Origin of the sequence: Vibrio sp. ES.051, assembly GCF_002563795.1 — a bacterium.
Lineage (GTDB): Bacteria > Pseudomonadota > Gammaproteobacteria > Enterobacterales > Vibrionaceae > Vibrio.
In genome coordinates, this window is the sequence record NZ_PDJL01000004.1 from 536,121 (window position 1) to 562,761 (window position 26,641).

Here is a 26,641-nt window from a genome sequence, read left to right on the forward strand (position 1 = left end):
ACCTAACTATTCACCTATCCTGATTTAGTCATTTATGAGCAAAAAACTCACCATTCTTGATATCGCGAAACTGGCTGGTGTCGGCAAGTCGACGGTAAGCCGAGTGTTAACCAACGACCCAAAAGTGAAACCACAAACGCGTAAGAAAGTTGAGCAAATCATTCGTGAGTCTGGTTACGTGCCGTCGAAATCTGCGCAGTCGATGCGTGGAGGCAGTCAAAAAGTCATTGGAGTGATTATCTCCCGTCTCGACTCTCCGTCCGAAAACCGCGCTGTCAGTACCATGCTTAATCGGTTGTACTCGGCAGGTTATGATGTGGTGATTATGGAGAGTCAGTTTGACCGTGATAAGACCAACGAACATTTGGAGGTGCTTAAGCGTCGTAATGTGGATGGTATCATCGTATTTGGTTTTACAGGGTGTGATGAGCGAGCGTTGGCGGAGTGGGGGAGCCGTATTGTTGTTATCGCGATGGATACCGATGAAGTGTCGTCTATCAATTACGATAACCAAGGCGTGATTGAAAAGGCATTGGCATACATAACCCAGCGGTCACTTTCTCGTGTTGCCTACATTGGCGTTGACCCAGAAGATCGAACGACAGGCTTAGCTCGTTTGAATGCCTATAGAGCGTGGTGTGAGCGCAAACACATTGTCCCTTGTTTCCAGACAGGGAAACTCAACCATGAGAGTGCGTACCAGCTCGTCGATCAAGTGCTGCAAACCGATACGCAAGCGATTGTTTGCGCAAGTGATACCATTGCGCTGGGTGTGATAAAGCGTCTACAAGAGCTAGATCGAGAAGATGTAGTGGTAACAGGCGTAGGTGGAAATGAGCTGCTTTCTTTCCTTTTTCCTAAAATATTCAGCGTTGACCCCGGCTATGCCTATGCTGGTGAAAAAGCTGCTGAGATGCTGATTAATCAATTAAGTGGCGACGACTCAGTCGTTCACTTTACTCAACAGCCAGTCTGCTGAGCATCCTTCCTAAGAAATTCTGCTTTAAAATTATACTGTGATCACTCTCAATTAATGGGATTGTTCCCATTTTGTTTTTTGTCTTTGGGTGGCAATATTAAAATTAAGAAATGGGAATGTTCCCATTTATAAAAATAAAATGATGAATCGAATGTATCCAATACAGGGTGGACAAAGTTATGAGTAAGATTGCGCGTAAAGACGTGGAGCGTCTTATTGAGCTGGTCGGGGGACCGGACAATATTGCCAGTGTAAGCCATTGTTTAACTCGCTTGCGTTTTGTTCTCAATGATACGGACAAAGCAGACACGAAACAGTTAGAAGCACTACCGATGGTGAAGGGCTGTTTTACCAACGCAGGCCAGTTCCAAGTGGTGATTGGTACTGAAGTCGATGAGGTTTACAAAGTACTGATCGAGCTAAGCGGCAAAAGTGAAGCGAGCAAAGACGAAGCAAAAAATTCCGCTCGCCAAAATATGAACATTATTGAACGCGGTATCTCACACCTTGCTGAAATCTTTGTTCCTTTATTGCCGGCAATCATTACCGGCGGTCTCATTCTTGGTTTCCGTAATGTCATTGGCGACATCAAGATGTTTGATGGCCAAACCTTGACAGAAATCAGCCAATTCTGGGCAACGGTCCACTCATTTCTGTGGTTGATTGGTGAAGCGATTTTCTTCTTCCTACCTGTTGGTGTGTGCTGGTCTACCGTGAAAAAGCTCGGCGGGACACCCATTCTTGGTATCACGCTGGGTGTGACGCTGGTTTCTCCTCAATTAATGAACGCCTACCTGATCGGTAAACAAGCCCCAGAAGTGTGGGACTTTGGGTTGTTCGTCATCGAAAAAGTCGGTTATCAAGCGCAAGTGATCCCTGCAATGTTGGCGGGGATCGCATTGGCGTTTATTGAAACGAATCTAAAACGCATCATTCCCTCTTACCTGTACTTAGTGGTGGTGCCGTTTGTTTCTATCATCATTTCTGTGATTCTTGCGCACTCTATCATTGGTCCATTTGGCCGCCTGTTAGGCGACGGCGTGGCATTCGCAGCGAAAGCCGCCATGACGGGTGACTTTGCAATGATTGGCTCGACCATTTTTGGCTTTCTGTATGCGCCACTGGTGATTACCGGTATTCATCACACTACCAACGCAGTAGACCTGCAGTTGATGCAAGAGTTAGGCGGCACACCAATTTGGCCTCTGATTGCACTTTCAAACATCGCTCAAGCGTCTGCAGTGGTTGGCATCATTATTATCAGCAAAAAACATGGCGAACGTGATATCTCTGTTCCAGCGGCCATCTCAGCGTACTTAGGTGTTACTGAGCCCGCGATGTACGGTATTAACCTAAAGTATAAATTCCCCATGTTAAGCGCGATGATCGGTAGTGCGTGTGCTGCCGCCATTTGTGGCAGTGCTGGCGTAATGGCTAATGGTATTGGTGTGGGTGGCTTACCAGGTATTTTATCGATTCAACCACAGTTCTGGGGTGTGTTTGCGGTGGCGATGTTAGTGGCGACGGTGGTTCCTGCGACATTGACTTTGGTTCTCTATAAGCGAGCCAAAATCAAAGGAGAGCTTGAGACTGCAAGCGCGTAATTCAATCAGAGGTAGCGGTGTCGTTGCCTCTTCTTATTTTTCTATTTTCAAATTTTTTAAGTTTCCGATGACTGGTAAGTGAGTGTTAGAAATGACAATGACCAAGCATAATGAGAGCTGGTGGAAAACCGCAACCATCTACCAAATTTACCCAAAAAGCTTTTGTGACAGTGGAAGTAAAGGCACGGGCGATATTAAAGGGATCATTTCTAAACTGGATTATCTCAAGCACCTAGGTGTCGATGCGATTTGGCTGACGCCGGTGTATCAGTCGCCAATGATCGACAACGGGTATGACATTTCCGATTACTACGCGATCAACCCAGAGTTTGGCACGATGCAAGATTTCGAGAACTTGCTGGCAGAGGCGCACCTGCTGGGCATTCGTATCATCATGGACATCGTCGTCAACCATACGTCGACTGAGCATCAGTGGTTTCAATCGGCGTTAGGAAATAAAAACAGCCCATATCGTGATTATTACATTTGGAAAGATCCGGTAGATGGCGCAGAGCCAAACAATTGGCAATCGAAGTTTGGTGGTAATGCGTGGGAGCTGGATGAAGCCACTGGCCAATACTACTTACACCTTTTCGCTAAAGAGCAGGCGGATTTGAACTGGGAAAATCCAGTAGTGCGTGAAGAAGTCAAAAAGGTGATCCGTTTTTGGGCAGAGAAAGGCGTGGATGGTTTCCGCCTCGACGTCATTAACCTAATTTCTAAACAGCAAGATTTCCCGAGTGATGATATTGGTGATGGCCGCCGTTTTTACACTGATGGGCCACGTGTGCATGAGTTTCTACAAGAAATCAGTGCCGCGGTATTCCAGAAATACGGTAGCGTGACCGTCGGTGAGATGTCGTCAACCACGCTAGAACATTGCCAGCAGTACTCTTCGTTAGATGGTAAAGAGCTGTCGATGGTGTTCAACTTCCACCATCTGAAGGTCGATTATCCCAATGGTGAAAAATGGACCAAAGCACCGTTTGACTTCATTCAGCTAAAACAAATTTTCAACCATTGGCAAACGGGTTTGAATGGACAAGGTTGGGGGGCGCTGTTTTGGTGTAACCACGACCAACCCCGTGTTGTTAGCCGTTTGGGCGACGATAAACAATACCGAGTGGAATCGGCCAAGATGCTCGCCGCGTCAGTGCACATGATGCAAGGTACGCCGTACATTTATCAAGGTGAAGAGATTGGTATGACCAATCCAGGCTATAGTGAGATCAATCAGTATCACGATGTAGAAAGCATCAATATGTACGATCTCATGGTGCATCGCGATGGCGTGTCACACCACGACATGATGGCGATTCTGGCGCAGAAATCACGTGATAATTCGCGTACGCCAATGCAGTGGAATAGCCAAAAACATGCGGGTTTTACTCAAGGGACACCATGGCTTGAAGTGGCAAGCAATTATCCAGACATTAACGCAGAACACGCGATTGCGGATTTGAATTCCGTCTTCTATTTCTACAAGCGTTTGATTGAGCTACGTAAACAAGTACCAGTGATCACAGACGGCAGTTATGAAGACTTGCTACCAGAGCATCAACGTATTTTTGCTTATGTTCGTCAAAATGAGCGCCAAACGCTGCTGTGTATCAATAACTATTATGGCGAAGAGGTCGAGTGTGTTTTGCCGGAATATGTTGATATGAACAAAGCCAAGAACTTGCTTTCTAATTATCAAAATTCAGCCAGCGCGGTGGCCTCTCATCATCAAATATTACGACCGTACGAAACACGAATTTTGTTGATAGAAGGCTAGGTGATTGACCTTCTAGGATTTCAATCTTAATCAAAAGGCTTTGGGGTGTTCTCCAAAGCCTTTTTTGCGTCTTTAAGAGCCATAGGAGACGGAATAACGGTGGGGTTTATGGTTCATTGCCAGTACGACATTCAGTGCCAATGCACCGAAAATTGATAGAGCAACCACCTCAAGCGAGACAAAAAAGAACGAGGCGAACAGAATACACGCATCAATAGCCATTTGGCTTTTACCGACTGAAACACCGAATTTATCCTGAATGAACAAACAAAGCACGTTGAAGCCACCAAGGCTAGAACGATGTCTGAATAAGATCAGCATACCCAAGCCCATTAATAGGCCACCGATGAGCGCACAATAAACTTCGTTTACTGATTCCAGCGAAATCAGCAAATAAAGATGATCGGCAAAGATAGAGACTAAAGCACCAGAAATTGCACTGTTAATGGCGAAATGACGGCCGAAGCGTTGCCATGCGAGTAAGTAAAAAGGACTGTTAGCCAAAAAATAAAGCGTACCAAACGTAAAAGGTGTAAATTGGCTGATAAGCAGAGCCAATCCGGTTGTCCCTCCAGTAAGAAGGTTTGCGGATTGGAGAAAGAAAACCCCTTGAGCGACCAAAAAGGTCCCGGTGAGAATTGCTATCCAGTCTTCTTTTAGTGAGTGTTTTTCCATCAAGTTTGCAGTCATTGGTGATAAACAAGGCGAGCATAGTAGTAAAAAGATGATCTTTTCGGTAGTTAAAGGGTAAAATTTACGGTAAACCTATGTAATTGCTATTTTACAGAGTGTAAAGCCGAAAATTGACAGTCGATAAGTCATGGTAGAGGTTTGCAGCATCGCCATGATATTTATTGCTTGTCATCATGAAAAAACTGCATGAGAAAAAGTGTAAATTTCTCTTTATGACCCAGATCGAATTATGTAGAATGCGCGCCATTAGAGTGACGAAAACGTTTGCGTAGGGTCATTCAACAGTTTTTTTGTAACTTTCAGTACCAATCTGAGTCAGGAGATACAGATGCTTAAGCGTGATATGAACATCGCAGATTACGATGCGGAACTGTTCGCAGCTATCCAAGAAGAAACTCTTCGTCAGGAAGAACACATTGAACTCATCGCCTCTGAAAACTACACAAGCCCACGTGTAATGGAAGCGCAAGGTTCTCAGCTAACGAACAAATACGCTGAAGGCTACCCAGGCAAGCGTTACTACGGCGGTTGTGAGTACGTTGATAAAGCAGAACAGCTTGCTATCGATCGTGCATGTGAGCTTTTTGGGTGTGAATACGCGAACGTACAGCCTCACTCAGGTTCTCAAGCAAACAGCGCCGTATACATGGCGCTGCTCAACCCAGGCGACACGGTGCTAGGCATGAGTCTAGCGCACGGCGGTCATCTAACTCACGGCTCTCCGGTAAATTTCTCTGGTAAACACTACAATGTTATCCCTTACGGTATCGATGAAGCGGGTCAAATCAACTACGACGAGATGGAACAGCTCGCGCTTGAGCACAATCCTAAGATGATCATCGGTGGTTTTTCGGCTTACTCGCAAATCGTGGATTGGAAACGCATGCGTGAAATCGCAGACAAAGTGGACGCGTACCTATTCGTAGATATGGCACACGTAGCTGGCCTTATCGCAGCGGGTGAATACCCAACACCAGTACCACACGCACATGTTGTGACAACCACCACGCACAAAACGCTAGCTGGCCCACGTGGCGGTCTGATCCTGTCTAATGCAGGTGAAGACATGTACAAGAAGCTCAACTCAGCGGTGTTCCCTGGTGGTCAAGGTGGCCCTCTAATGCACGTTATCGCTGGTAAAGCTGTCGCATTTAAAGAAGCGATGGAGCCAGAGTTTAAACAATACCAAGCTCGCGTCGTAAAAAACGCTAAGGCAATGGTTGATCAGTTCCAAGAGCGCGGTTACAAAATTGTATCTAACAGTACAGAGAACCACTTATTCCTCGTCGACTTAATCGACAAAAATATCACTGGTAAAGATGCGGACGCAGCACTAGGTGCGGCAAACATTACTGTAAACAAAAACTCAGTACCAAATGATCCACGTAGCCCGTTCGTGACGTCTGGTATCCGAGTGGGTACGCCAGCAATCACTCGCCGTGGCTTCACTGAAGAAGATGCAAAAGAGTTAGCGAACTGGATGTGTGACGTTTTGGATAACATCGGCAATGAGGAAGTTATCGCAGCGACAAAACAGAAAGTACTAGCGATCTGTAAGCGTTTACCCGTTTACGCGTAATTTTCTTTGTAAACGTTAGCCTCATAGGCTGAGTCGATTTCGAAAAATCGCGAAATTCTAAGGTCCTCAATTGAGGGCCTTTTTGTTTTCTAACGTTTGGGTAAGTCCTCAGTATACTCCCTATAAGCGGGAGGGGTGACCTGTTCTGTTATTTTGAACTATTGAGGAACGAACGTGATTCAGAATCTGTTTTCAGAGTGCTGTCTGCTTAGGGGAAAGGCTTAGAGTACCAGAGTGTGTGAAACAAGATTCCTGATTCCACTTAGGCTGGTCGGAATGACATGCACCGAATAAGAAGGGGTAGGGAGGCTTTTGTGTTTAGATACAAAAAGGTTGGCGAAAGACCAACCTTTTTGTTATTAAAAGCAAGTCGCTTATTTGATCTCAAGACCTTGCGCTTGCATATCGGCGTGGTAAGAAGAACGAACGAATGGGCCACAGGCAGCGTGAGTGAAGCCTAGATCCAGTGCGATTTCTTTGAGCTCGTCAAACTCTGATGGCGGAACGTAACGCTCTACTGGCAGATGGTGACGGCTTGGCGCTAAGTATTGACCGAGAGTCAACATGGTGACGCCATGTTCACGCAGGTCCTTGAGTACTTCAACAATTTCTTCTTTTGTCTCACCAAGTCCCATCATTAACCCTGATTTAGTCGGAATGTCTGGGTGCTGCTCTTTGAATTTTTTCAGTAATTGTAGAGACCATTTGTAGTTCGCGCCTGGGCGAGCTTTACGGTAAAGACGCGGTGCCGTTTCTAGGTTGTGGTTGAAGACATCTGGCGGGTTGTCTTTCATTAGATCAAGTGCCACATCCATACGACCACGGAAGTCAGGAACTAGTGTTTCAATCTTAATGTGGGGGTTCAACGCACGGATCTCGCGGTTACAGTCGGCAAAGTGCTGTGCGCCACCATCACGCAGGTCGTCACGGTCTACAGAAGTGATGACGACGTATTTCAGCTTCATGTCGGCGATGGTTTTCGCCAGTTTTTGAGGCTCTTCTGCTTCAGGAGTCAGTGGGCGACCATGAGCAACATCACAGAAAGGACAACGACGGGTACAGATCGCACCTAGGATCATAAAGGTCGCTGTACCGTGGTTAAAACATTCCGCCAGATTAGGACAAGAGGCTTCTTCACATACTGAGTGAAGTTTGTTCTTGCGCATTGCCGCTTTGATGTCTTGAATTCGTTGGCTATCGGCTGGCAGCTTGATTTTCATCCAATCAGGCTTACGTAACACTTCTTTCTGCTCTGAAGGCATATTCTTTACGGGAATCAATGCCATTTTATCGGCGTCACGATATTTAACGCCTTTTTCCATCTGGATTGGTTTGCTCATGCTTTATTACCTTGAGAAGGTGCTTCTGTGCTGAATTCTACTCGCTCGTAATCGAGCAAAGTAACGAGTTCTTCTATTAATTGTTTTTCTACGGTTTCTACGTCGTCTGGGCCGCCAAACTGGTTAACCTGAACCATTTCCATGCCTTCATAACCACAAGGGTTAATACGTAGAAATGGTGTTAAGTCCATATTGACGTTCAGGGCTAAGCCATGGAACGAGCATCCTTTACGAATGCGTAAACCGAGAGAGCATATTTTCTTACCGTTGACATAAACGCCTGGAGCGTCAGGGCGTGCGGCTGCGTCGATATTGTATGCTTTTAATGTGTTGATCACGAGGTTCTCGATGTGTGTCACGAGATCTCGTACGCCCAATTTTTTACGACGTAAGTTGATCAAGAAGTAAGCCACAAGTTGACCCGGACCATGATAAGTGACTTGACCACCGCGGTCGCTTTGTACAACAGGAATATCACCCGTGTTAATCAGGTGCTCAGCTTTGCCAGCCTGACCTTGAGTGAATACTGGGTTATGTTCTACCAGCCAAACTTCATCAGGGGTTTCATCCGAGCGTTGATCGGTGAACTCATGCATTGCCTTCCATACCGGCTCATAGTCTTGGCGTCCAAGTCGTTTTACAACAAGTTGGTGTGGCATGGGAATTCCTGTCGCTAATATATAAAGTTTTTGGATTATAAACTGGATACACCAGATGCTCTACCGTTGAGTCACGGATTTTTAGCTAAAAGAAATAAACGGTCACAGTATCTGGTTGATAAATAAAAAGAAAGCAGCCGAAAGCTGCTTTCAAAAAAAATTTAATCCATCAAAAAAACTATAGAACCATGCGCACAATATCAATGTCACCTAACTCTTTGTATAGGGTTTCAACCTGCTCGATAGAGGTTGCCGTGATATTGATTGACACCGAGTGGTAGTTGCCCTTAGCACTTGGTTTTACTTTTGGGCTGTAGTCACCTGGAGCATGGCGCTGAATGACTTCAAGGACAAGTTCTGGAAGTTCAGGCTTTGCATGCCCCATTACCTTGTAAGTAAAAGAACAAGGGAACTCAAGCAGGTCTTTTAATTTTGCATCAGAGTTGATGGTTAGCATATCGGTAACTCCAGTTGGTATTCGTTGCGGTGCGAAATAGTACAGTCAAATAAAGGGGAACTCAAGATGAGGATCACAGACTTAAAAAGCCGCCATGGGAGGCGGCTTAGCGAGTATGTTTGCGACTCTAGGGTTCTATTTAGAAGAAACTCTTGAATAACAATACGATGTAATCCCACATGCGGCTGAATAGGCTACCTTGTTCTACGGTTTCTAGTGCCATCAGAGGGTATTCGGCAATATCTTTACCATCATCTGTTTGATAGTAGAGCTTACCAACGACATCACCTTTATTAATTGGGGCTTCTAGCTCTTTTTCAAGCACGAAGCTGGCTTTAAGATTTTTTGCTTCACCCCGAGGCAGTGTAACGTACGTGTCTTGGTCAAGGCCAAGTGCCACTGTATCTTTGTTACCCATCCATACTTTTTCTTCTACAAACGTTTCACCTGCTTTGTGTGGTGCCACCGTTTCGAAGAAGCGGAAGCCGTAGCTCAGGAGTTTTTTGCTTTCTGATTTACGTGCGTTCGCACTTTTTGTGCCCATAACAACGGCGATCAGACGCATTTTGCCTTCAGTTGCTGAGCTGACGAGGCTGTAACCTGCGTTGCTTGTATGGCCTGTTTTGATGCCGTCAACGTTCATGCTCTTGTCCCAAAGCAGACCGTTACGGTTGTATTGAGTAATGCCGTTATAAGTGAACTTTTTCTCAGCGTAAACGCGGTATTCGTTTGGCACGTCACGGATTAAAGCCTGACCAAGCAGCGCCATGTCGTATGGTGTTGAGTACAACTCTGCGTTATCTAAACCATGAACGTTGGCAAAGTGCGAGTTAGTCATGCCTAGCGTCTTTGTCCACGCATTCATTAAGTCAACAAAAGCGTCTTCTGAGCCCGCAATGTGCTCAGCCATTGCCACGCACGCATCGTTACCAGACTGGATGATGATACCTCGGTTTAAGTCACGTACTTTTACCGTGGTGCCAACTTCAATGAACATCTTTGAAGATTCTGGGAAGTTTTTTGCCCATGCATTTTGGCTGATGGTTACGTCATCATCTTCTGTAATATTACCACGCTCTAGCTCTTGGCCAATTACGTAGCTGGTCATCATCTTAGTCAGGCTAGCAGGAGACAATTTTGTGTTCATCTCTTTTTCTGCCAATACTTTCCCTGAATGGTAGTCCATCAATACGTAGCCTTTCGCCGCGATTTGCGGAGCATCGGGAACAACGACAGGTGATGCAAGAGCAGATTGAGCAAAGGTTGCAGAAAGGGCAACCGAAGAAACGAGAATAGATTTCACAAACTTATTTTTATTCATGGTAATTCAAATTTTTAGGTTAACTGCGGATATCTTATCAGAATCCCCAGTGATGTAAGAGAGGATTCAAGGAGAAATTCATGAACCAAGATCATTTGGCAGTGTTGTGTTTTTTAATAAAGGCGGACGAATAGCCGAGTAACTTTACTTTATCTAGTGTGGCTTGCGTCAGGGAATAGTCAGTAAATGGCCCTAGCAGCAAGCGATAAGATTCTTTCGCGTTCTCAAGAAAAGTATCTGTATCCAGCTTTTGACCAAGCTCCGCGCCTAAAGTTCGCGCTCGATCTGGATTTTTTGATGAAACGACCTGAATAACGTATTTCGGATGTGCCTTTAAAGACTGTGTGTCTGTTGGCTGAGCGACGCTGATGACTTCAATTTCAACATTGGCGGTCCCTGTTTTTATTACATCTAGCTTATGTGCGGCCGCATAACTTAAATCGATGATTCGGCCGTCGTGAAATGGCCCACGGTCATTTACTCGTACAACGGTGGATTTACCGTTGTCGTTATTTGTGACCTTAACGTAACTTGGTAACGGCAGTGTTTTGTGGGCGGCGGTCATTGAGTACATGTCGTAGATTTCGCCGTTGGACGTTAAATGTCCCTGAAATTTATTACCGTACCAAGAGGCTCGGCCTTTTTCAGTAAAGCCTTTTGCGTTGCGAACGATCGTGTAGTCTTTACCGCGTAAGTGATAATCGCTGTTACCACCTAAGCTATAGGGTTCGTATTTTGGGTGCGCATCCTCGATGTGTTCGACTGAAAGTGGCGTTTCAGGTGCGACATCAGATTCAAGTTCGTAACGCCCTTCCTGTTTCTTTTGACTGGTAGATGAACAGCCCGCCAAAATAAGAGCAGAAAAAACGAAGGAATATAAAGCGCGTGTTTGCATGTCTAGGTCGCCTTAGAGAATGCTTTTCGGTGTGTATGGATCGACATCAAAATGCCAAAACCCGCCATCAAGGTCACCATTGAAGTACCGCCATAACTAATTAACGGTAACGGTACCCCTACTACTGGTAGGATGCCACTTACCATGCCGATGTTTACAAAAATATACACGAAGAAGCTGAGTACAACACTGCCTGCCATCATTCGTCCGAACGCGGTCTGCGCTTGACTGGCGAGATATAACCCTCGCCCAATGATAAAAAGATAGATGGCTAATAAGCAAAGAAAGCCAATCATACCCCATTCTTCAGCAATGACTGCAAAGATAAAGTCAGTATGTCGTTCAGGAAGGAACTCCAGTTGTGACTGTGTGCCTTGTAACCAACCTTTGCCGGAGATGCCACCGGAACCAATCGCTATTTTACTTTGAATGATGTGGTAACCCGCGCCGAGAGGGTCGGATTCTGGATTAAACAGCGTACGTACGCGGACTTTCTGATACTCGCGCATCAAGAAAAACCACAAAACTGGAATAAAACCACCTAGCGCAATCGCGGCGCCAGCAATGATTTTCCAGCTGATGCCTGCTAAGAAGATGACAAAAATACCGGAAGCGGCGATCAGAATCGAGGTGCCCAAGTCAGGCTGTTTCGCAATGAGTATGGTTGGTAAACAAACCATGATAAGGGCAACGAGCAATGTCTTTAACGTCGGGGGGAGAGGTTGTTTGCCTATATAGCGCGCGACCATCAGTGGCACCGCGAGTTTAAGCAGTTCTGATGGTTGGAATCGAACAAAACCTAAGTTCAACCAACGTTGTGCGCCTTTGGATGCTTCACCAAAAAATAGCACCCCAAACAGAAGTATGATTCCGCCCACAAACATCAACGGAGCCAAATTTTCATAAGTTCGAGGGGAGAGTTGAGCCAGAATGATCATGACCACCATGGACAACACCATGCGCATGGCTTGACGATCCATCATAAGCAAGCTTTGTCCGCTGGCGCTATACATGACCACCAAACCAAAAGCCATGAGTGCCAATATGCCAAGCAGAAGAGGTAAGTCGATATGGAAGCGCTCAAACAGGGCGCGGTTTTTACCTGTAGAGGGGTCCATTTTCATTACTGTGTTACCTCTTTCTTCGTATTGCTTTTATCAGATTTTATTTTTTCCGGGCCAAGTACGACTCGATCGAAAATCTTCCTAACGACTGGCGCGCCGTTGCTGGAACCACCACCGGCGTTTTCTAGTACGACCGTGACCACGGCTTTTGGGTTGTCAAATGGGGCAAAACCAGTGAACAAGGCATGGTCACGTAAGTGTTCTGCAATTTCATCCGCGTTGTACTCTTCGTTTTCACCCAAACCGAAGACCTGCGCTGTACCGGATTTTCCTGCGGTTTGATAACTCATTTTATAGAATGAACGGCGAGCGGTGCCACGTTTACCATGGTTTACACGGCGCATGCCTTCTTTTGCCATGTTCCAGTATTTCTGTGGCACGTTCTTGATCGGTGGGTAGGTAACGTATTCCGCAGCTTGTTGCTGTTCAAATTCACCGCCATTATCTATCGTTGCTTTTAGTAGATGAGGCGCGGCGACGACACCGTCGTTGACCAATACCGACGTTGCTTTTGCAATTTGCATGGGGGTAGAGGTCCAGTAGCCTTGCCCGATACCGACAGGGATAGTATCGCCTTTGTACCAAGGGGTGTTATGACGCGATCGTTTCCAGTCGCGAGTTGGCATATTGGCTTTACTTTCTTCGTAAATATCGATGCCAGTGTAGTCACCAAAGCCGAACATCATCATCCAGTTCGAAATACGGTCAATCCCCATGTCGTATGCGATTTGATAGTAAAACGTGTCGACAGACTCTTCGATTGATTTGATGATATCAACGTTTCCATGGCCCCAACGTAACCAGTCACGGAATGGACGAGTGTTGGAGTTGGGAATGCGCCAATACCCTGGGTCGTTACGGATCGTATTGGGTGTAACCACGCCTTCTTGTAGAGCTGCTACTGCCATAAATGGTTTAATAGTAGAGGCGGGCGGATAGATGCCAAGGGTGGTCCGATTAACCAAAGGACGGTCTTTATTGGTTAATAAGCCACGATACTCTTTACTTGAGATCCCGTGGACAAACGCATTAGGGTCATAACTTGGGCTTGATACCATCGCCAGTACGCCGTTGTCTCTTGGGTTAATCACTACAGCACCGCCTCGTCGACCATCAAGTAGTTGGTGTACGTAAAGCTGTAGGTTGATATCGAGGTTTAAGACAATGTCTTTACCGGGAATAGGTGGGACGTATTTTAAAGTGCGGATAACGCGGCCACGATTGTTCACTTCGACTTCTTGATACCCGGCCGTGCCGTGTAATAAGTCCTCGTAGTATTTTTCGATACCTAACTTTCCGATATCACGAGTGGCTTGATAGTTTGCGTCTTTTTCCTCACGAACAAGGCGCTGTATGTCGCGATCATTAATACGAGAAACGTAACCAATCACGTGCGTCAGGACTTCGCTAAACGGGTAGTAGCGTTTCAGTGTCGCGCTGATTTCAACACCAGGAAAACGGTATTGATTCACGGAAAAGACGGCGACCTGCTTTTCGTTGAGTTGAGTAAGCAGTGGAACTGACTTAAACCGACGGGTGCGTTTGCGCTCATGATGGAAGCGTTCAATTTTTTCTTGGGGAACATCCAGAATGGTTTGCAGTTCTGTGATGGTTTTATCGATATCTTTAATTTTTTCCGGCGTGAGCTCTAAGTTAAAGACAGGTCGATTTTCGGCTAATAAGACACCGTTACGATCGTAGATAAGCCCTCGATTTGGCGCAATCGGTACGACTTTGATACGGTTGTCGTTGGAGCGAGTTTGGTAATCTTGGAACTGGTTCACCTGAATATTGTACATATTGGCGACCAGTAAGCCCATTAGAATGATGATGCCGATAAAAGCAACAATAGCGCGGCTGGCAAACAGGCGCGCTTCGGCTTGAAAATCTCGGATTTGACTGCGGCGTCTACGAATCATGAACGCTTGTCTCTGAATTTAAACAGCGATTATTCGCGGTGGTAAGGGTGGTTAGCAGTGATGCTCCACGCTCGGTATAAGCTTTCAGCCATGACAATGCGCACAAGTGGGTGCGGTAGCGTTAAGGCTGACAGTGACCAGCTTTGGTCTGCGGCGGCTTTACAGGCAGGCGCTAGCCCTTCAGGACCACCAATTAAGATTGAAACATCACGACCATCTAATTTCCAAGCTTCTAATTGCACTGCTAGCTGTGAGGTGTCCCACTTCTTACCTGGGATATCCAACGTCACTATGCGATTGCCTTTTGGCACCGCTGCCAGCATCGCTTCCCCTTCTTTTTGCAAGATGCGAGCAATGTCAGCGTTTTTACCGCGCTTGCCAGCAGGAACTTCAATCAATTCCAGCGGCATATCGTGTGGGAAACGACGACGGTACTCCTGAAAGCCTTCTTCGACCCACTTTGGCATTTTGGTTCCAACGGCAATGAGTTGAATTTTCAAAAGATTAACCCCAGAGTTTATCTAGCTGGTATAGAGAGCGGTGTTCTTCTTGCATCACGTGTAGCATGGCATCGCCCATATCGAGGACCACCCATTCACCTTCCATTTCACCTTCCATCCCTAATGGTTCAAGACCGGCTTTCTTCACTTCAGTCGCAACATGGTCAGCAATGGAGGCAACGTGGCGCTTAGAAGTGCCAGTACAGATGACCATGTAATCTGTTATGCTCGATTTGTCTTCCACATTCAAGATGATGATGTTTTCCGCTTTCATATCGTCGGCTTTGTTTGCTAAAAAGTCTTTCAGTTCTTCGCGAAGCACTCGGTTTTCCTCGGTTTGTCTCGTATCTCTGGTGCGTTTTGCTCTATTGGCTGCAAAACAGGTCGCGCACTATATCACGCTTTGATTTTTAAATTGCCAGCTTAATATCAGGAGAGCAGGTTTCTAAACTCAACTGATGGATAGTTGGCCATACGGATTCGTTATATTGGGTTTTCGCCTTGATCTCTGCCTGAGCTAATAGCGAGAGTAAAGCGCAAATTCGACTGGCTGATAAGCGAGTCAATGCTGCGTTATACAAAGGACGTTTGTTTTGCCAGACTCGATATTTTTCAAATACCTGACTCATGTCCATCTGCGTCAAATCTCGATGCATGTTTAAAAGTTGGCTTAACTCTTTCTGTACACTGCGAATAAGAATTACCGTTTCTATACTTTCAGCTTCTAGTTGGCGCAGAATACGTTGAGCACGATTCGCTTTCCCCGCTAATAACGCATCAATCCAGTTAAAAGTGGTGAAATGGTTATGACGGCTCAGTGCTTCTTCTAAACGGATAATGGTGAGCCCACCATCAGGGTAGAGCAAGGTAAGTTTTTCTAGGCTTTGTGATAAAGCAAATAGGTTTCCTTCATGCCACTGTGCCAACATTTGCAGTGATTGTTGATCTGGCTTTAAGCCAAGAGCACGACAGCGCGTTTGAATAAACATAGGTAGGCGTTGCAGATCAGGGGTTAAACAGCTGACCCAATCACCTTTAGCACTGAGTGCTTTAAACCATTTGGCGTTTTCTTGCGCCTTCGTCAGCTTGCTGCCCACAAGTACTAGCATGATATCTTCATGCAGCATGTCACACAGCATTTGTAGTTCTTTACTTACCGCTGTCGTGACACCACTTTCTGGTATTTCCAGTTCAATCAACTGGCGGCTTGAGAATAAGCTCAGTGCTTGGCAGCAATCGTATACTTGGTTCCAATCTAGACTCGCATCCACAACAAAACGGTGTTTTTCCTCAAACCCATGATGAAACGCTGTTTTTTGGATAGCTTGGCGACTTTCTTGAATCAGGAGTGGCTCATTACCAAAGATCAGATAAACCTGTTTGACGTGTTTGGTTAAATGATCCACCAACTTATCGGCATAAATTCGCATAGTAATTAAGAGTTCGTCTTAGTTGGTTCGTTCACTTGTCCCGCTTCATACTCTGCACGGATACGTCCTAGCTGGCGCATCATCTGCTTGGCAGCTTGCAGGCGCATTTCATCTTCAATGAGGTCACGCTCGACCGACTTTGCAAGAGCGGTTAGCGGGTTGTCAAGGTAGTTACGGTTGACGGTGGTAGTAAAATTCTTCGAACCGTAGCCAGGAATGGTGATGCGGTATTTTACGACGTATGTCAGTTCTTTTTCTGCTGCACGGCTATTTTGGTAAAGCGATAGCGTGCGCTCATCGATAGTTGTTTTAATTAGGTGCAGGTTCGGTACGCTAGATGTTGGCTGAACAAGTTCAACTTTGTTGAGTTCGAGTTGAGAACGAACATAGCGTGTTAACGGGCTGTATTCATCGTAGCTGGAGAAAGACATAGTGTGCAGCTCTTCCGGTACGGAATACTCGCCGCGAAGGTGAAAACCACAGGCAGAAAGAAGCCCCGCTAATACCAATACCACTGGTAGTTTAATCAAAGAGAAAAAGCGCATTGATTGTATTCATCCTAAATTGAAGGGGTTATTTACCTTAAACCACTCGTGTGAATGGGTTGAGGTAAATAAACAGGGTAGCGAACTACCCTGTTTAATGGCTCTTGGTTAACAAATAAGTTCGCTAAACAGAGACAAATTGCAAGCTGTGATTAGTTTGCGACGATGTTCAGCAATTTACCTGGAACGTAGATGACTTTACGGACGGTTAGGCCATCGGTGAACTTAATTACGTTTTCGTCGTTTAGACCAAGTGCTTCAACTTGCTCTTTGCTTGCGTCAGCAGCAACCGTCAGTTTCGCACGTAGCTTGCCGTTTACTTGCACAACGATCGTTTTTTCATCTTCAACCAGTGCTTTTTCATCAAACGTTGGCCATGCTGCGTTGTCGATATCTGACTCACCTAACGCCGTCCACAGTTCGTATGAAATGTGCGGAGTGATAGGGTAAAGCATGACAACAATCGCTTTTAGCGCTTCGTCAAGAATTGCACGATCTTGCGCCGATTCTTGAGGCGCTTTGGCTAGCTTGTTCATCAGTTCCATGATCGCTGCGATAGCCGTGTTAAACGTTTGACGACGAGCGATATCATCCGTCACTTTCGCAATAGTTTTGTGAACGTCACGACGCAGTGCTTTTTGATCACCAGAAAGCGCTGCTGCATCGACTGCTTCTGCTGCGCCTTTCGCTGTGTGCTCTTTAACTAGTTTCCAAACACGTTTCAGGAAGCGGTTCGCACCTTCTACGCCAGATTCTTGCCACTCAAGCGTCATGTCTGCTGGAGATGCGAACATCATGAATAGGCGTACAGTATCAGCACCATACTTGTCGACCATCTCTTGTGGGTCGATACCGTTGTTCTTAGACTTAGACATTTTGATCATGCCTGAGTGCTCAACGTTACGGCCTTGATCGTCTATTGCTGAAGTGATACGGCCTTTACCATCGCGTTCGATGGTTACATCAGTAGGCGCAACCCACTCTTTGGTGCCTTTTTCATTTGTGTGGTAGAACGCATCGGCCAGTACCATGCCTTGACACAGTAGCTGCTTGAACGGTTCGTCAGATGTAACGTAGCCAGCATCACGTAGCAATTTGTGGAAGAAGCGAGAGTACAACAGGTGCATACAAGCGTGCTCGATACCACCGATGTACTGGTCTACTGGCAGCCAATAGTTGGCTTTTTCAGGGTCGAGAATGTCATCCGCTTGTGGTGAGCAGTAACGTGCGTAGTACCAAGAAGACTCCATGAACGTATCGAACGTGTCTGTCTCACGTAGAGCAGGTTCGCCGTTGAAGGTTGTCTTCGCCCACTCTTTGTCTGCTTTTATTGGGCTGGTGACGCCGTCCATGACCACGTCTTCTGGAAGAATGACGGGCAGTTGGTCAGCGGGCACAGGATGAACTTCACCGTCTTCAGTGGTTACCATTGGGATTGGCGCGCCCCAGTAACGCTGACGAGAAACGCCCCAGTCACGTAGACGGAAGTTAACGGTCTTCTTACCTTTACCTTCTGCTTCTAGCTTGGCTGCGATGGCATCGAATGCCGCTTGGAATTCTAGACCGTCGAACTCACCTGAATCAAACAGAACCCCTTTTTCGGTGTATGCCGCTTCAGAGATGTCTAGCTCGCTACCGTCAGCCGGTTTGATAACTGGCACGATGTCTAGACCGTACTTCGTCGCGAACTCGTAGTCACGTTGGTCATGTGCCGGTACTGCCATTACCGCGCCTGTGCCGTAGTCCATCAGAACGAAGTTTGCTACGTATATTGGTACTTCGCGGCCGTTCAATGGATGAATAGCAGTCAGGCCAGTAGCCATGCCTTTCTTCTCCATTGTCGCTAGCTCAGCTTCTGCAACTTTGTTGTTCTTACATTCGTCGATAAACGCTGCAAGATCAGGATTGTTCTCTGCTGCCTGTGCGGCAAGAGGGTGACCTGCTGCGATACCGACATAAGTGACACCCATAAGCGTATCTGGACGCGTGGTGTAAACTTCTAGATCTTGTTGGTTTTTCACCTCAAACTTAAGTTCAACCCCTTCAGAACGACCAATCCAGTTGCGTTGCATGGTTTTAACCATTTCAGGCCAATCTTCTAGCTTGTCTAGATCGTCTAGTAGCTCTTGCGCGTATTCAGTGATCTTGATGAACCACTGTGGAATTTCTTTCTGCTCTACAGGCGTGTCACAACGCCAACAGCAGCCGTCTTCAACCTGCTCGTTGGCAAGAACGGTTTGATCGTTTGGACACCAGTTCACAGACGATGTCTTTTTGTAAACGAGACCTTTCTCATACAGTTTGGTGAAAAATGCTTGTTCCCAGCGGTAATATTCTGGCGTACAGGTTGCGAACTCACGGCTCCAGTCGTAGCCAAAACCTAGCAGCTTAAGTTGATTCTTCATGTACTCAATGTTTTCATAAGTCCATGGCGCAGGTGCTGTTTTGTTTTTGACCGCTGCGTTTTCTGCAGGGAGACCGAACGCATCCCAACCAATTGGTTGCATCACGTTTTTGCCTTGTAGGCGTTGAAAACGAGATACTACGTCACCGATGGTGTAGTTACGCACGTGACCCATGTGCAGTCGACCGCTTGGGTACGGGAACATAGAGAGACAGTAGAATTTTTCTTTATTTGGGTCTTCACTTACAACAAAGGTTTTGTTGTCATCCCAGTGCTTTTGAACTTTTTGTTCAATGTCTTGTGGATTGTATTGTTCTTGCATCGATGATATCCGGTTATCTTGGAATTTGTGAGTTCGGTTAGAACAGACTTAAATAGATCATCATAGAATACCTAAAGCTAGGGATCACAACAATAGCCAATCTGTACCCATGCGCCCTTAAGTGACGCAGGTAGGAGAAAGACGGAGGTCAGTTATGCCTAAACGTAAAACAGGTTATGAGGAAATGCTCGAGGATGTGATTGAAACCTTGAAGCAAAGTCCGGAAGAAGTTAACAAAGCGATTGAGACGTCGGGCAAAGTAATGGATGCCGCGAATGACTTGACCAAAGATGAATTGGCGTTAATTAAAGCGTATCTCAAAGCAGACTTAAAAGAGTTTTCTGAGAGTTATGAGGAGAGCAAAAGTGGGCCGTTTTACTTAACGGTTGCCGACTCAATATGGCAAGGATTACTAGAAATCACGGATCGCACCAAAGTTGAATGGGTTGAGTTGTTTGATGATTTGGAGCATCAAGGACTCTATGAAGCAGGAGAGGTGATAGGCTTAGGTACCTTGGTTTGTGATGAGTGCGGCAGTAAGACCACTTACAATCATCCGACTATCATTATCCCGTGCATCAAATGCGGTCATAAAGGCTTTACTCGTCAGTCATTAAAACCATGAACGAGACAAATCATAACTTATCGGTATGAATGAAAAAGGCCTAATCGCGATGTGATTAGGCCTTATAGAAAGCGTAGAGCAGTTGTGAATTCGTGCTGTTCAATACTTATATATGAATATAAGGCAGCGTTTCCAAACTCATGGGAGACTTATGCTGCGTCTTCTTGCTTGCCTTCTTCTACAGATTCAAGCTTTTTTGCTTTCTTTGGTGCAGGTTTACGTTTTGCACCTAATGCGTAAAGTACTTCTTCTTTGTTTTGCGCAAGGTACATAGCAAGATCCTCTTGCTTGCCTTCGTCTTCTAGAAGTTCACTTTTGTTTAGCAGAGTGAATAGCTCGTCTGCCATATCTAGCATTTTGTCATATGCGTCAGCTTCCGCTTTAGAGGTAAAAGTCATTTTCTCTTCTCCATTGCGTTCTACCACGTACTTGACGATTACAGCCATGGTTGGTCCCCTAACTTGGTGTATTGATACTGGCTTTTTATACAGTTTTTGACCAATTAAGTCTAGCGACAAGCCTAAGAATGAGAGGCAGGTACAACTAACTGGCCAGCATTTAAACTATTTTACTTTCACTTTGGTTATTGATGTTTGCAAGACAATTTTTGGTTACTGCCAATCTTGGCAAAATTCGATAAAAGTTTTGAGGAGCGGGTTTTGGTATTTCTCTTTGTGCACGAGTAACCAAAATCGGCGTTTCATGTCTAAAGGCATATCGAGAACCCTTACACGCCCGTCACGAATAGCGGGCTCTGCCGACAGGCGTGATAAACAGCCTAATCCCAATCCAGCAGAGACGGAATTAATCAGCGCTTCTGTTGTGTTGAGTTGAAATGCTTCTTGCCAATGCTCCAAGCGCGGCGCGACGACTCGCATGAAAAACTCACGCGATCCTGAACCTGCCTCTCGCAATATCCACTCGCTGTTTTCAAGTTCCGCTAAGTTCACCACGCCTTCGCACGCGACTGGGTAATTTGGTGTGCAGATGACACACATTTCATCGTCGCTAAACTGTGTCGATTGCAACTCTGGGTGGAGCGTTTTTCCTTCAATAAGTGCGATATCCAGCTCGTAGTCGGTCAGCATGTCGCAAATTTGTGTTGAGTTGGAAATGAACAGGCTTTGCGAGCGGTGATTCGTTTGTTGGCGAAATTCGCTGAGCAAGTAGGGTGCGACTTGATTGCCGATGGTGTCACTCGCGCCAATGCGAAGTTGACCAGAAAGCGCTTGATCGCCATTAAAAATGCCTTCTATGTCCTTAGCACGATTGAGCAGTTCATCTGCTAAAGGCAGCAGTTTTTGTCCTTCTTGGTTGAGGATTAAACGGTTATTCACGCGATCAAAGAGGTGATGACCAATTTGTTTTTCTAACTCTGACAGCGCCATGCTCACCGCTGCTTTAGAGAGAAATAGGCTCTCTGATGCCGCAGTCAGGGTCTTATGTTGGGTGATCGTCGTGAACACTTTGAGTTGTTTAAGCGAAATGTGACTTGCCATGGTTCACCGTTTAGTAATTTTGAACGTTTGTTTTAAATAATTAGATATATCGGAACGAAGTGCAAGCGTATTATATGTGTTATCGAAAGTGAGTCTGGTTGAGGTGATCATGATTCAGAAAACAAAAGCAAAAGTAATGGGAGCGCCAACTCCGATGGCTGGGTTGGCTCTTGGTATTGCAAGCTTAGGCTGGAGTTGGGAAAACTTCGCCGAATTGCATGGTTACGGACAGTGGATTAGCGCGAGTATTGCAAGCATGTTGTTGGTGGTACTGGCAATCAAGTTTTTGCTCCATCGCCACCTATTAAGAGAAGATCTTGCTCATCCGGTTGTGGGTAGCGTGGTGCCGACATTTGCGATGGGGACGATGGTGGTATCGAACTCTCTTGGCCATTTTTACCCAATGGCTGGTGATGTGCTTTGGCTGATTGCAGTGGTTCTGCACGTCGTCTTTTTGGTGAGTTTTGTTTACCATCGCGCCAAAGACTTTGAATTACACCACATGGTTCCGAGCTGGTTTGTGCCTCCCGTCGGTATTATCGTGGCGGATGTGTCTTTCTCTGGCAATCCGGTTTTAGTGCCAGTGGCGCAAGGTGCCTTGATGTTTGGTATGGTGGCGTACGCGGTTATGTTACCGGTGATGATTTACCGTTTTATGTTTACTCACGAAGTTCCGGATGTGGCAAAACCAACCATGGCGATTATGGCGGCACCGGCGAGTCTATCCTTAGCCGGATACTTGACTGTGACAGCAACCCCATCACCAGTGATTATTGCCATGTTATTCGGTATTGCGGTGTTAATGACGGCTATTATCTACTTAGCGTTTTTTAAACTACTCAGACTGCCATTCAGTCCAGGCTATGCCGCGTTCACTTTCCCAATGGTGATTGGGGCTACAGCATTGTTTAAAATGGCAAATTGGATGGAATTGCAAGGGTTAGCCTCGGAGTATGTACAACAAGTGCGTGATTTAGCCGGTATTGAGCTCATTATTGCAACAATTGTGGTCTCTTATGTGGCATTACAATACATCAAAAACTTGTTGATTAAACCGAATTTGAAGTCGATAAAACTGACCTAGACAAGCGTTAAACCAAACTTAGAAAAGAAGCCTCTTGAGTTAACTTAAGAGGCTTTTTCTATGGGGTGGATGAGGACTATGCTGCATTTAACGTTTATCCTGAAGTTCGTCGCTGTCTTTAATAGAAGTCACCCGAATATCTCTTTGTGGGAATTGCTCTGTTCGTCCAGAATGATTGCTCGTTCTGTCTTCCGTACATTAGCGTCTGCATAATGAGGTATCACGATGTGGGGGATATGTAACCTTTTGCTGTTTACGAACACGAGATCACTGCGGGAATAAATAGGGCTATGCTAAGCTAGCGAACAGTTTCAATCGGCACGCGGTGTTTCCATTTTGTTTACTATTTACCACTCCAACCAAGTTGACGTTCTTAAATCACTTCTTGTTGAACTGATTCGACTGCGTCCATTGGAAAATCCGTTCGAAAAAGAACAAATATTGGTGCAAAGCCCAGGCATGTCCCAATGGTTAAAAATGGAGTTAGCGAAAGAGTTTGGTGTGGCAGCAAACCTCAACTTCCCATTACCAGCCACCTTTATTTGGGAAATGTTCACGCAAGTGTTGCCTGATGTACCAACACGCAGTGCTTTCAATAAAGAGTCAATGACATGGAAGCTGATGCATCTGCTGCCGGGGCTTTTAAATCAAGAAGCATTCGCGCCGTTAGCGCAATACCTCAAAGACGACAGTGACCACTCCAAGTTGTACCAGTTGGCAGAAAAAATCGCTGATATTTTTGATGGTTACTTAGTGTACCGTCCTGAGTGGATTGCCAGTTGGGAAGCTGGGCAAACGGTTGCTGAACTGGAAGAAGACCATCCATGGCAGCCTATTTTATGGCAAGCGTTGTATGAACACACGGAATCACTAGGTCAGTCTCCTTATCATCGTGCCAATCTTTATGAACACTTTATTGACACGTTAGAAAACTTTAACGGCCATTTCGACCATCTGCCAAAGCGATTGTTTGTGTTTGGTATCTCCTCTTTGCCGCCACGCTATATGGATGCGCTTAAAGCGATTGGTGAGCATATCGACGTACATTTAATGTTCACCAACCCTTGTCGTTATTACTGGGGGGAAGTTCGTGATCGCAAATATCTGGCTCGTTTGGCTGCCAAACATCGTCAACATGTTGTGTGGCAAGAGGATCATTCCGAAGTACAAGGTGAAACTGAGCAGTTAAAAGGGTCATTGGAAGAGAATGTGATTGATGAACTGCACACCGATGTAGTCGGCAACAGTCTTCTGGCTTCGATGGGGAAACTCGGACGAGATAACATGTATCTGTTATCTCAGCTGGAATCCCATGAGATTGAGGCGTTTGTAGATGTGGAGCGCGGCAGTTTGCTCCATCAATTGCAAGCCGATATTCTAAACTTGGAAGAGCACCAAGACGACCAGAAGATCGAAAATAGTCAACATAAACAGATAGTTAGCTTGGGCGATCGGTCGCTGAGTCTGCACGCATGCCATAGCCCAATGCGTGAAGTGGAGGTGCTGCATGATCAATTGCTTGCGATGTTTGATGCAGACCCAACCTTAAAGCCGCGCGATATCATTGTTATGGTTGCGGATATCAACGCCTACAGTCCTGCAATTCAGGCGGTCTTTGGTAACGCACCGGGTGAGCGTTTTATTCCGTATTCGATTTCAGACCGAGCCGCGGATCAAGAAAGTCCAATTCTTGCGGCATTCATGAAGTTGGTGAACATACCCAATACACGCTGTCTGGCTTCTGAATTACTTGAGCTGCTAGAGACGCCAGCGATTTTAAAGCGTTTTGAGCTCAGTGAAGACGATTTTTTGCAAGCCAAACAGTGGGTGGAAGAGTCGGGTATTCGTTGGGGATTGGATGCCAATACCGGACGTGAATTTGAACTGCCGGAAACTCGCCAAAATACGTGGCAGTTTGGTATTCAGCGGATGTTGCTCGGTTATGCGATGCCAGATTCGGTGGGCTTATTTGAAACCGAGCAAGGCAGTTTGTCTCCCTATAATGAAGTGCAAGGTATGGGCGCAGAACTGGCTGGCAAATTGGCCCACTTTATTCAACAAATCAGTACATACCGAAGCAAGCTTTCTCAGATTCAAACCATTGATGGCTGGCGTGAGACATTGATTTCTCTGCTGGATGACTTTTTCTCGGTTGAATTAGAAGGCGAAATGGCGCTGAAATCCATTCGGGACACGCTCAGTCAACTCAAAGAACAGTTGGTCGAGGCGGCCTTTGATGAACCGCTTTCCCCAGCGATCATCAGCCAATATCTACAAAATAAACTGTCTGGAACACGCGTTAGCCAGCGCTTTCTGGCTGGGCAAGTGAACTTTTGTACCTTGATGCCAATGCGCTCGATCCCATTTAGAACGGTTTGTTTGCTTGGAATGAATGACGGCGTGTACCCGCGTTCCATGCCGCCGGAAGGCTTTGACTTGATGACGGGAAGAACCAAACCGGGCGACCGTTCGCGCCGAGACGATGACCGTTACCTATTCCTCGAAGCAATGCTATCCGCTCAGCAAGCGCTGTATATCAGTTACGTTGGCCGTTCGATTCAAGACAACACCGAACGGGTCCCTTCGGTGTTGGTATCAGAGCTGATGGAATATTGCCATCAAAACTACTGTTTAAGCGGTGATGCAGGTTTGCCCGTGGATGAGTCTGGCGACAATTTATTAAACGCGTTAGTGAATACCCACGCCATGGTGCCATTTAGTCCTCAAGCTTTCCAAGGGGCGGACACCAGCTATGCCAAAGAGTGGATCCCGGCGGCATTGACCCAGAACCGTCTATCTCAAGGTCAGGTTCGTCGTGATTTTAATCGTGAATTGGATGATTACTTGCTGGGCGCTACATTTCCGTTTGAACTCGATTTAGTGGAGCTACAACGTTTTTGGCGTTTACCGGTACAGTACTTTTTCAATCGCCGTCTGAAAGTGACCTTTGAGCCACCACTGCCAGTCATGGAAGATGATGAGCCATTTGTTTTAGGTGGCCTTGAAAGCTATCAGATGCGTGATGCACTATTAGAAGCTTTGCTCGAAACGACACTAACGCAGCCAGAGAGAAAAGCGGAGGTGCTGAAGTACTTTATGAGTCAACAGCGCGCACAAGGTAAGTTGCCTGTCGGGGCGTTTGGTGATCTCGAGTTTGAAACTAACCGAGTGCAAGCTGAGGAGTTGGTAGACAAACTGGCGTTTCTATCGGGTGCCCCTCAAGACGATTTAGAAATCGATCTGACGTTTGATTCTTTATTTGAGAGCAATGAAGGCGAAGAGAAAAAAGTGCGCCTGACTGGCTGGCTGACTCAGTGTTATCAATCCGGTTTAATTCGTTACCGAAGCGGTAAAATCCGAGCGCAAGATTACCTTGCGGCATGGATAGATCATCTCGCCATGTCGGCATCGGGTTATGCGAAGAAAACCCACATCATTGGTTACGATCGTAAAGAAGGCGCGATGCATTTAGTTTACACAGAAATTGCCGATACGCAGCATGCGAAACAATTGCTCACTGAGTTGGTGCGTTTATTTTTTGAAGGCATGACCAAGCCACTGCCTTACTTCCCAAGAACCGCGTTAGCGTGCGTGGAAGCAGGGTTTAGCCGTGGACAGTGGGTTGATGACGAAGCGAAGTCTGTGAAGAAAATGACTGATGCATTCAATGATGGTTTCATGAGTAAAGGCGAAGGCAACAACGCGTATATTTCTCGAATTTGGCCCGTTTGGAATGAAGAGTTAGCGGCGGAAGTGCGCTTATTAACAGCTTTAGTGTTGCAAGGTGCTCGCTTGGCTGCGCAAGACGCAGAAGAGGGCAAAGCGTAGTGTGGGGTCATTGGTTAACAACAAGAGAGTGTAGGGTGGCCGCCAGAAAATCATTCT

At 46.1% G+C, this 26,641-nt stretch carries 22 protein-coding genes; 7 read left to right on the forward strand and 15 right to left on the reverse strand.

Translation table 11 applies throughout. The features are described from left to right. Window positions 1-34: 34 nt before the first annotated feature. The 3 genes from treR (at window position 35) to treC (ending at window position 4,360) form a co-directional block, all read left to right on the forward strand. Window positions 35-979 (forward strand): trehalose operon repressor TreR, encoded by a 945-nt coding sequence (gene treR / locus ATG66_RS08865; RefSeq protein WP_098414951.1) that lies wholly within the window; start codon window positions 35-37, stop codon window positions 977-979. Between the two features lie 179 nt (window positions 980-1,158). Beyond that, complete coding sequence (treB, locus tag ATG66_RS08870) at window positions 1,159-2,583, forward strand: PTS trehalose transporter subunit IIBC (protein WP_098414952.1); 1,425 nt, start codon at window positions 1,159-1,161, stop codon at window positions 2,581-2,583. Between the two features lie 91 nt (window positions 2,584-2,674). Continuing rightward, the gene (treC, locus tag ATG66_RS08875) at window positions 2,675-4,360 is read left to right on the forward strand and encodes an alpha,alpha-phosphotrehalase (protein WP_098414953.1); all 1,686 of its coding nucleotides are present in this window, start codon (window positions 2,675-2,677) and stop codon (window positions 4,358-4,360) included. 72 nt (window positions 4,361-4,432) lie between these two features. On the opposite strand, the gene ATG66_RS08880 is transcribed toward treC, so the two are convergent. Continuing rightward, on the reverse strand, window positions 4,433-5,035 hold the full coding sequence (locus tag ATG66_RS08880) for a YitT family protein (RefSeq protein ID WP_098414954.1): 603 nt from the start codon (window positions 5,033-5,035) through the stop codon (window positions 4,433-4,435). A gap of 346 nt (window positions 5,036-5,381) precedes the next feature. On the opposite strand from ATG66_RS08880, the gene glyA reads away from it, so the two are divergent. Further along, window positions 5,382-6,632, forward strand: a complete 1,251-nt coding sequence (gene glyA / locus ATG66_RS08885) for a serine hydroxymethyltransferase (protein ID WP_098414955.1) — start codon at window positions 5,382-5,384, stop codon at window positions 6,630-6,632. 374 nt (window positions 6,633-7,006) lie between these two features. Here glyA and lipA read toward each other — a convergent pair whose 3' ends face one another. From lipA to leuS, 12 genes are all read right to left on the reverse strand, one after another. Next, window positions 7,007-7,972 carry a lipoyl synthase gene (gene lipA / locus ATG66_RS08890; protein WP_098414956.1) on the reverse strand — a complete coding sequence of 322 codons (966 nt, stop codon included), beginning with the start codon at window positions 7,970-7,972 and terminating at the stop codon, window positions 7,007-7,009. After that, entirely contained in the window at window positions 7,969-8,631 is a 663-nt protein-coding gene (lipB, locus tag ATG66_RS08895) for a lipoyl(octanoyl) transferase LipB (RefSeq protein WP_098414957.1), read from the reverse strand. The genes lipA and lipB overlap by 4 nt, the downstream gene beginning before the upstream one ends. Window positions 8,632-8,809: 178 nt before the next feature. Next, window positions 8,810-9,088, reverse strand: coding sequence for a DUF493 family protein YbeD (gene ybeD / locus ATG66_RS08900; protein ID WP_098414958.1), 279 nt, complete (start codon window positions 9,086-9,088; stop codon window positions 8,810-8,812). Window positions 9,089-9,227: 139 nt separating this feature from the next. Further along, window positions 9,228-10,409, reverse strand: a complete 1,182-nt coding sequence (locus tag ATG66_RS08905) for a serine hydrolase (protein WP_098414959.1) — start codon at window positions 10,407-10,409, stop codon at window positions 9,228-9,230. Window positions 10,410-10,500: 91 nt separating this feature from the next. Continuing rightward, window positions 10,501-11,304, reverse strand: a complete 804-nt coding sequence (locus ATG66_RS08910) for a septal ring lytic transglycosylase RlpA family protein (RefSeq protein WP_098414960.1) — start codon at window positions 11,302-11,304, stop codon at window positions 10,501-10,503. Window positions 11,305-11,306: 2 nt separating this feature from the next. Continuing rightward, window positions 11,307-12,428, reverse strand: coding sequence for a rod shape-determining protein RodA (rodA, locus tag ATG66_RS08915; RefSeq protein WP_098414961.1), 1,122 nt, complete (start codon window positions 12,426-12,428; stop codon window positions 11,307-11,309). Next, window positions 12,428-14,347: a penicillin-binding protein 2 gene (gene mrdA / locus ATG66_RS08920; protein ID WP_098414962.1), complete on the reverse strand. Its 1,920-nt coding sequence runs from the start codon at window positions 14,345-14,347 to the stop codon at window positions 12,428-12,430. Before mrdA ends, rodA begins: the two co-directional genes overlap by 1 nt. 29 nt (window positions 14,348-14,376) lie before the next feature. Continuing rightward, the gene (gene rlmH / locus ATG66_RS08925; RefSeq protein ID WP_098414963.1) at window positions 14,377-14,847 is read right to left on the reverse strand and encodes a 23S rRNA (pseudouridine(1915)-N(3))-methyltransferase RlmH; all 471 of its coding nucleotides are present in this window, start codon (window positions 14,845-14,847) and stop codon (window positions 14,377-14,379) included. Window positions 14,848-14,851: 4 nt separating this feature from the next. Further along, window positions 14,852-15,169, reverse strand: coding sequence for a ribosome silencing factor (rsfS, locus tag ATG66_RS08930; protein WP_098414964.1), 318 nt, complete (start codon window positions 15,167-15,169; stop codon window positions 14,852-14,854). 88 nt (window positions 15,170-15,257) lie between these two features. After that, window positions 15,258-16,277, reverse strand: coding sequence for a DNA polymerase III subunit delta (holA, locus tag ATG66_RS08935; RefSeq protein ID WP_098414965.1), 1,020 nt, complete (start codon window positions 16,275-16,277; stop codon window positions 15,258-15,260). Window positions 16,278-16,282: 5 nt separating this feature from the next. Continuing rightward, window positions 16,283-16,822: an LPS-assembly lipoprotein LptE gene (locus tag ATG66_RS08940; protein ID WP_098414966.1), complete on the reverse strand. Its 540-nt coding sequence runs from the start codon at window positions 16,820-16,822 to the stop codon at window positions 16,283-16,285. Window positions 16,823-16,974: 152 nt separating this feature from the next. Beyond that, on the reverse strand, window positions 16,975-19,548 hold the full coding sequence (leuS, locus tag ATG66_RS08945; RefSeq protein WP_098414967.1) for a leucine--tRNA ligase: 2,574 nt from the start codon (window positions 19,546-19,548) through the stop codon (window positions 16,975-16,977). A gap of 154 nt (window positions 19,549-19,702) precedes the next feature. Between leuS and ATG66_RS08950 the strand changes: the two genes are divergently transcribed. Continuing rightward, window positions 19,703-20,173, forward strand: a complete 471-nt coding sequence (locus ATG66_RS08950; RefSeq protein WP_098414968.1) for a zinc ribbon-containing protein — start codon at window positions 19,703-19,705, stop codon at window positions 20,171-20,173. A 149-nt stretch (window positions 20,174-20,322) separates the two neighbouring features. Here the strand turns inward: ATG66_RS08950 and ATG66_RS08955 are convergent, their stop codons facing one another. Then, on the reverse strand, window positions 20,323-20,619 hold the full coding sequence (locus ATG66_RS08955) for a YebG family protein (protein WP_098414969.1): 297 nt from the start codon (window positions 20,617-20,619) through the stop codon (window positions 20,323-20,325). 165 nt (window positions 20,620-20,784) lie between these two features. Then, window positions 20,785-21,672: a LysR family transcriptional regulator gene (locus ATG66_RS08960; RefSeq protein ID WP_098414970.1), complete on the reverse strand. Its 888-nt coding sequence runs from the start codon at window positions 21,670-21,672 to the stop codon at window positions 20,785-20,787. Between the two features lie 109 nt (window positions 21,673-21,781). Here ATG66_RS08960 and ATG66_RS08965 point away from each other — a divergent pair, with 109 nt between their 5' ends. Together ATG66_RS08965 and recC are read left to right on the forward strand one after the other, a co-directional pair. Further along, window positions 21,782-22,756 carry a TDT family transporter gene (locus ATG66_RS08965; protein WP_098415880.1) on the forward strand — a complete coding sequence of 325 codons (975 nt, stop codon included), beginning with the start codon at window positions 21,782-21,784 and terminating at the stop codon, window positions 22,754-22,756. Between the two features lie 336 nt (window positions 22,757-23,092). Further along, window positions 23,093-26,584 carry an exodeoxyribonuclease V subunit gamma gene (gene recC, locus ATG66_RS08970; RefSeq protein ID WP_098414971.1) on the forward strand — a complete coding sequence of 1,164 codons (3,492 nt, stop codon included), beginning with the start codon at window positions 23,093-23,095 and terminating at the stop codon, window positions 26,582-26,584. The last annotated feature ends 57 nt before the right edge of the window (window positions 26,585-26,641 follow it).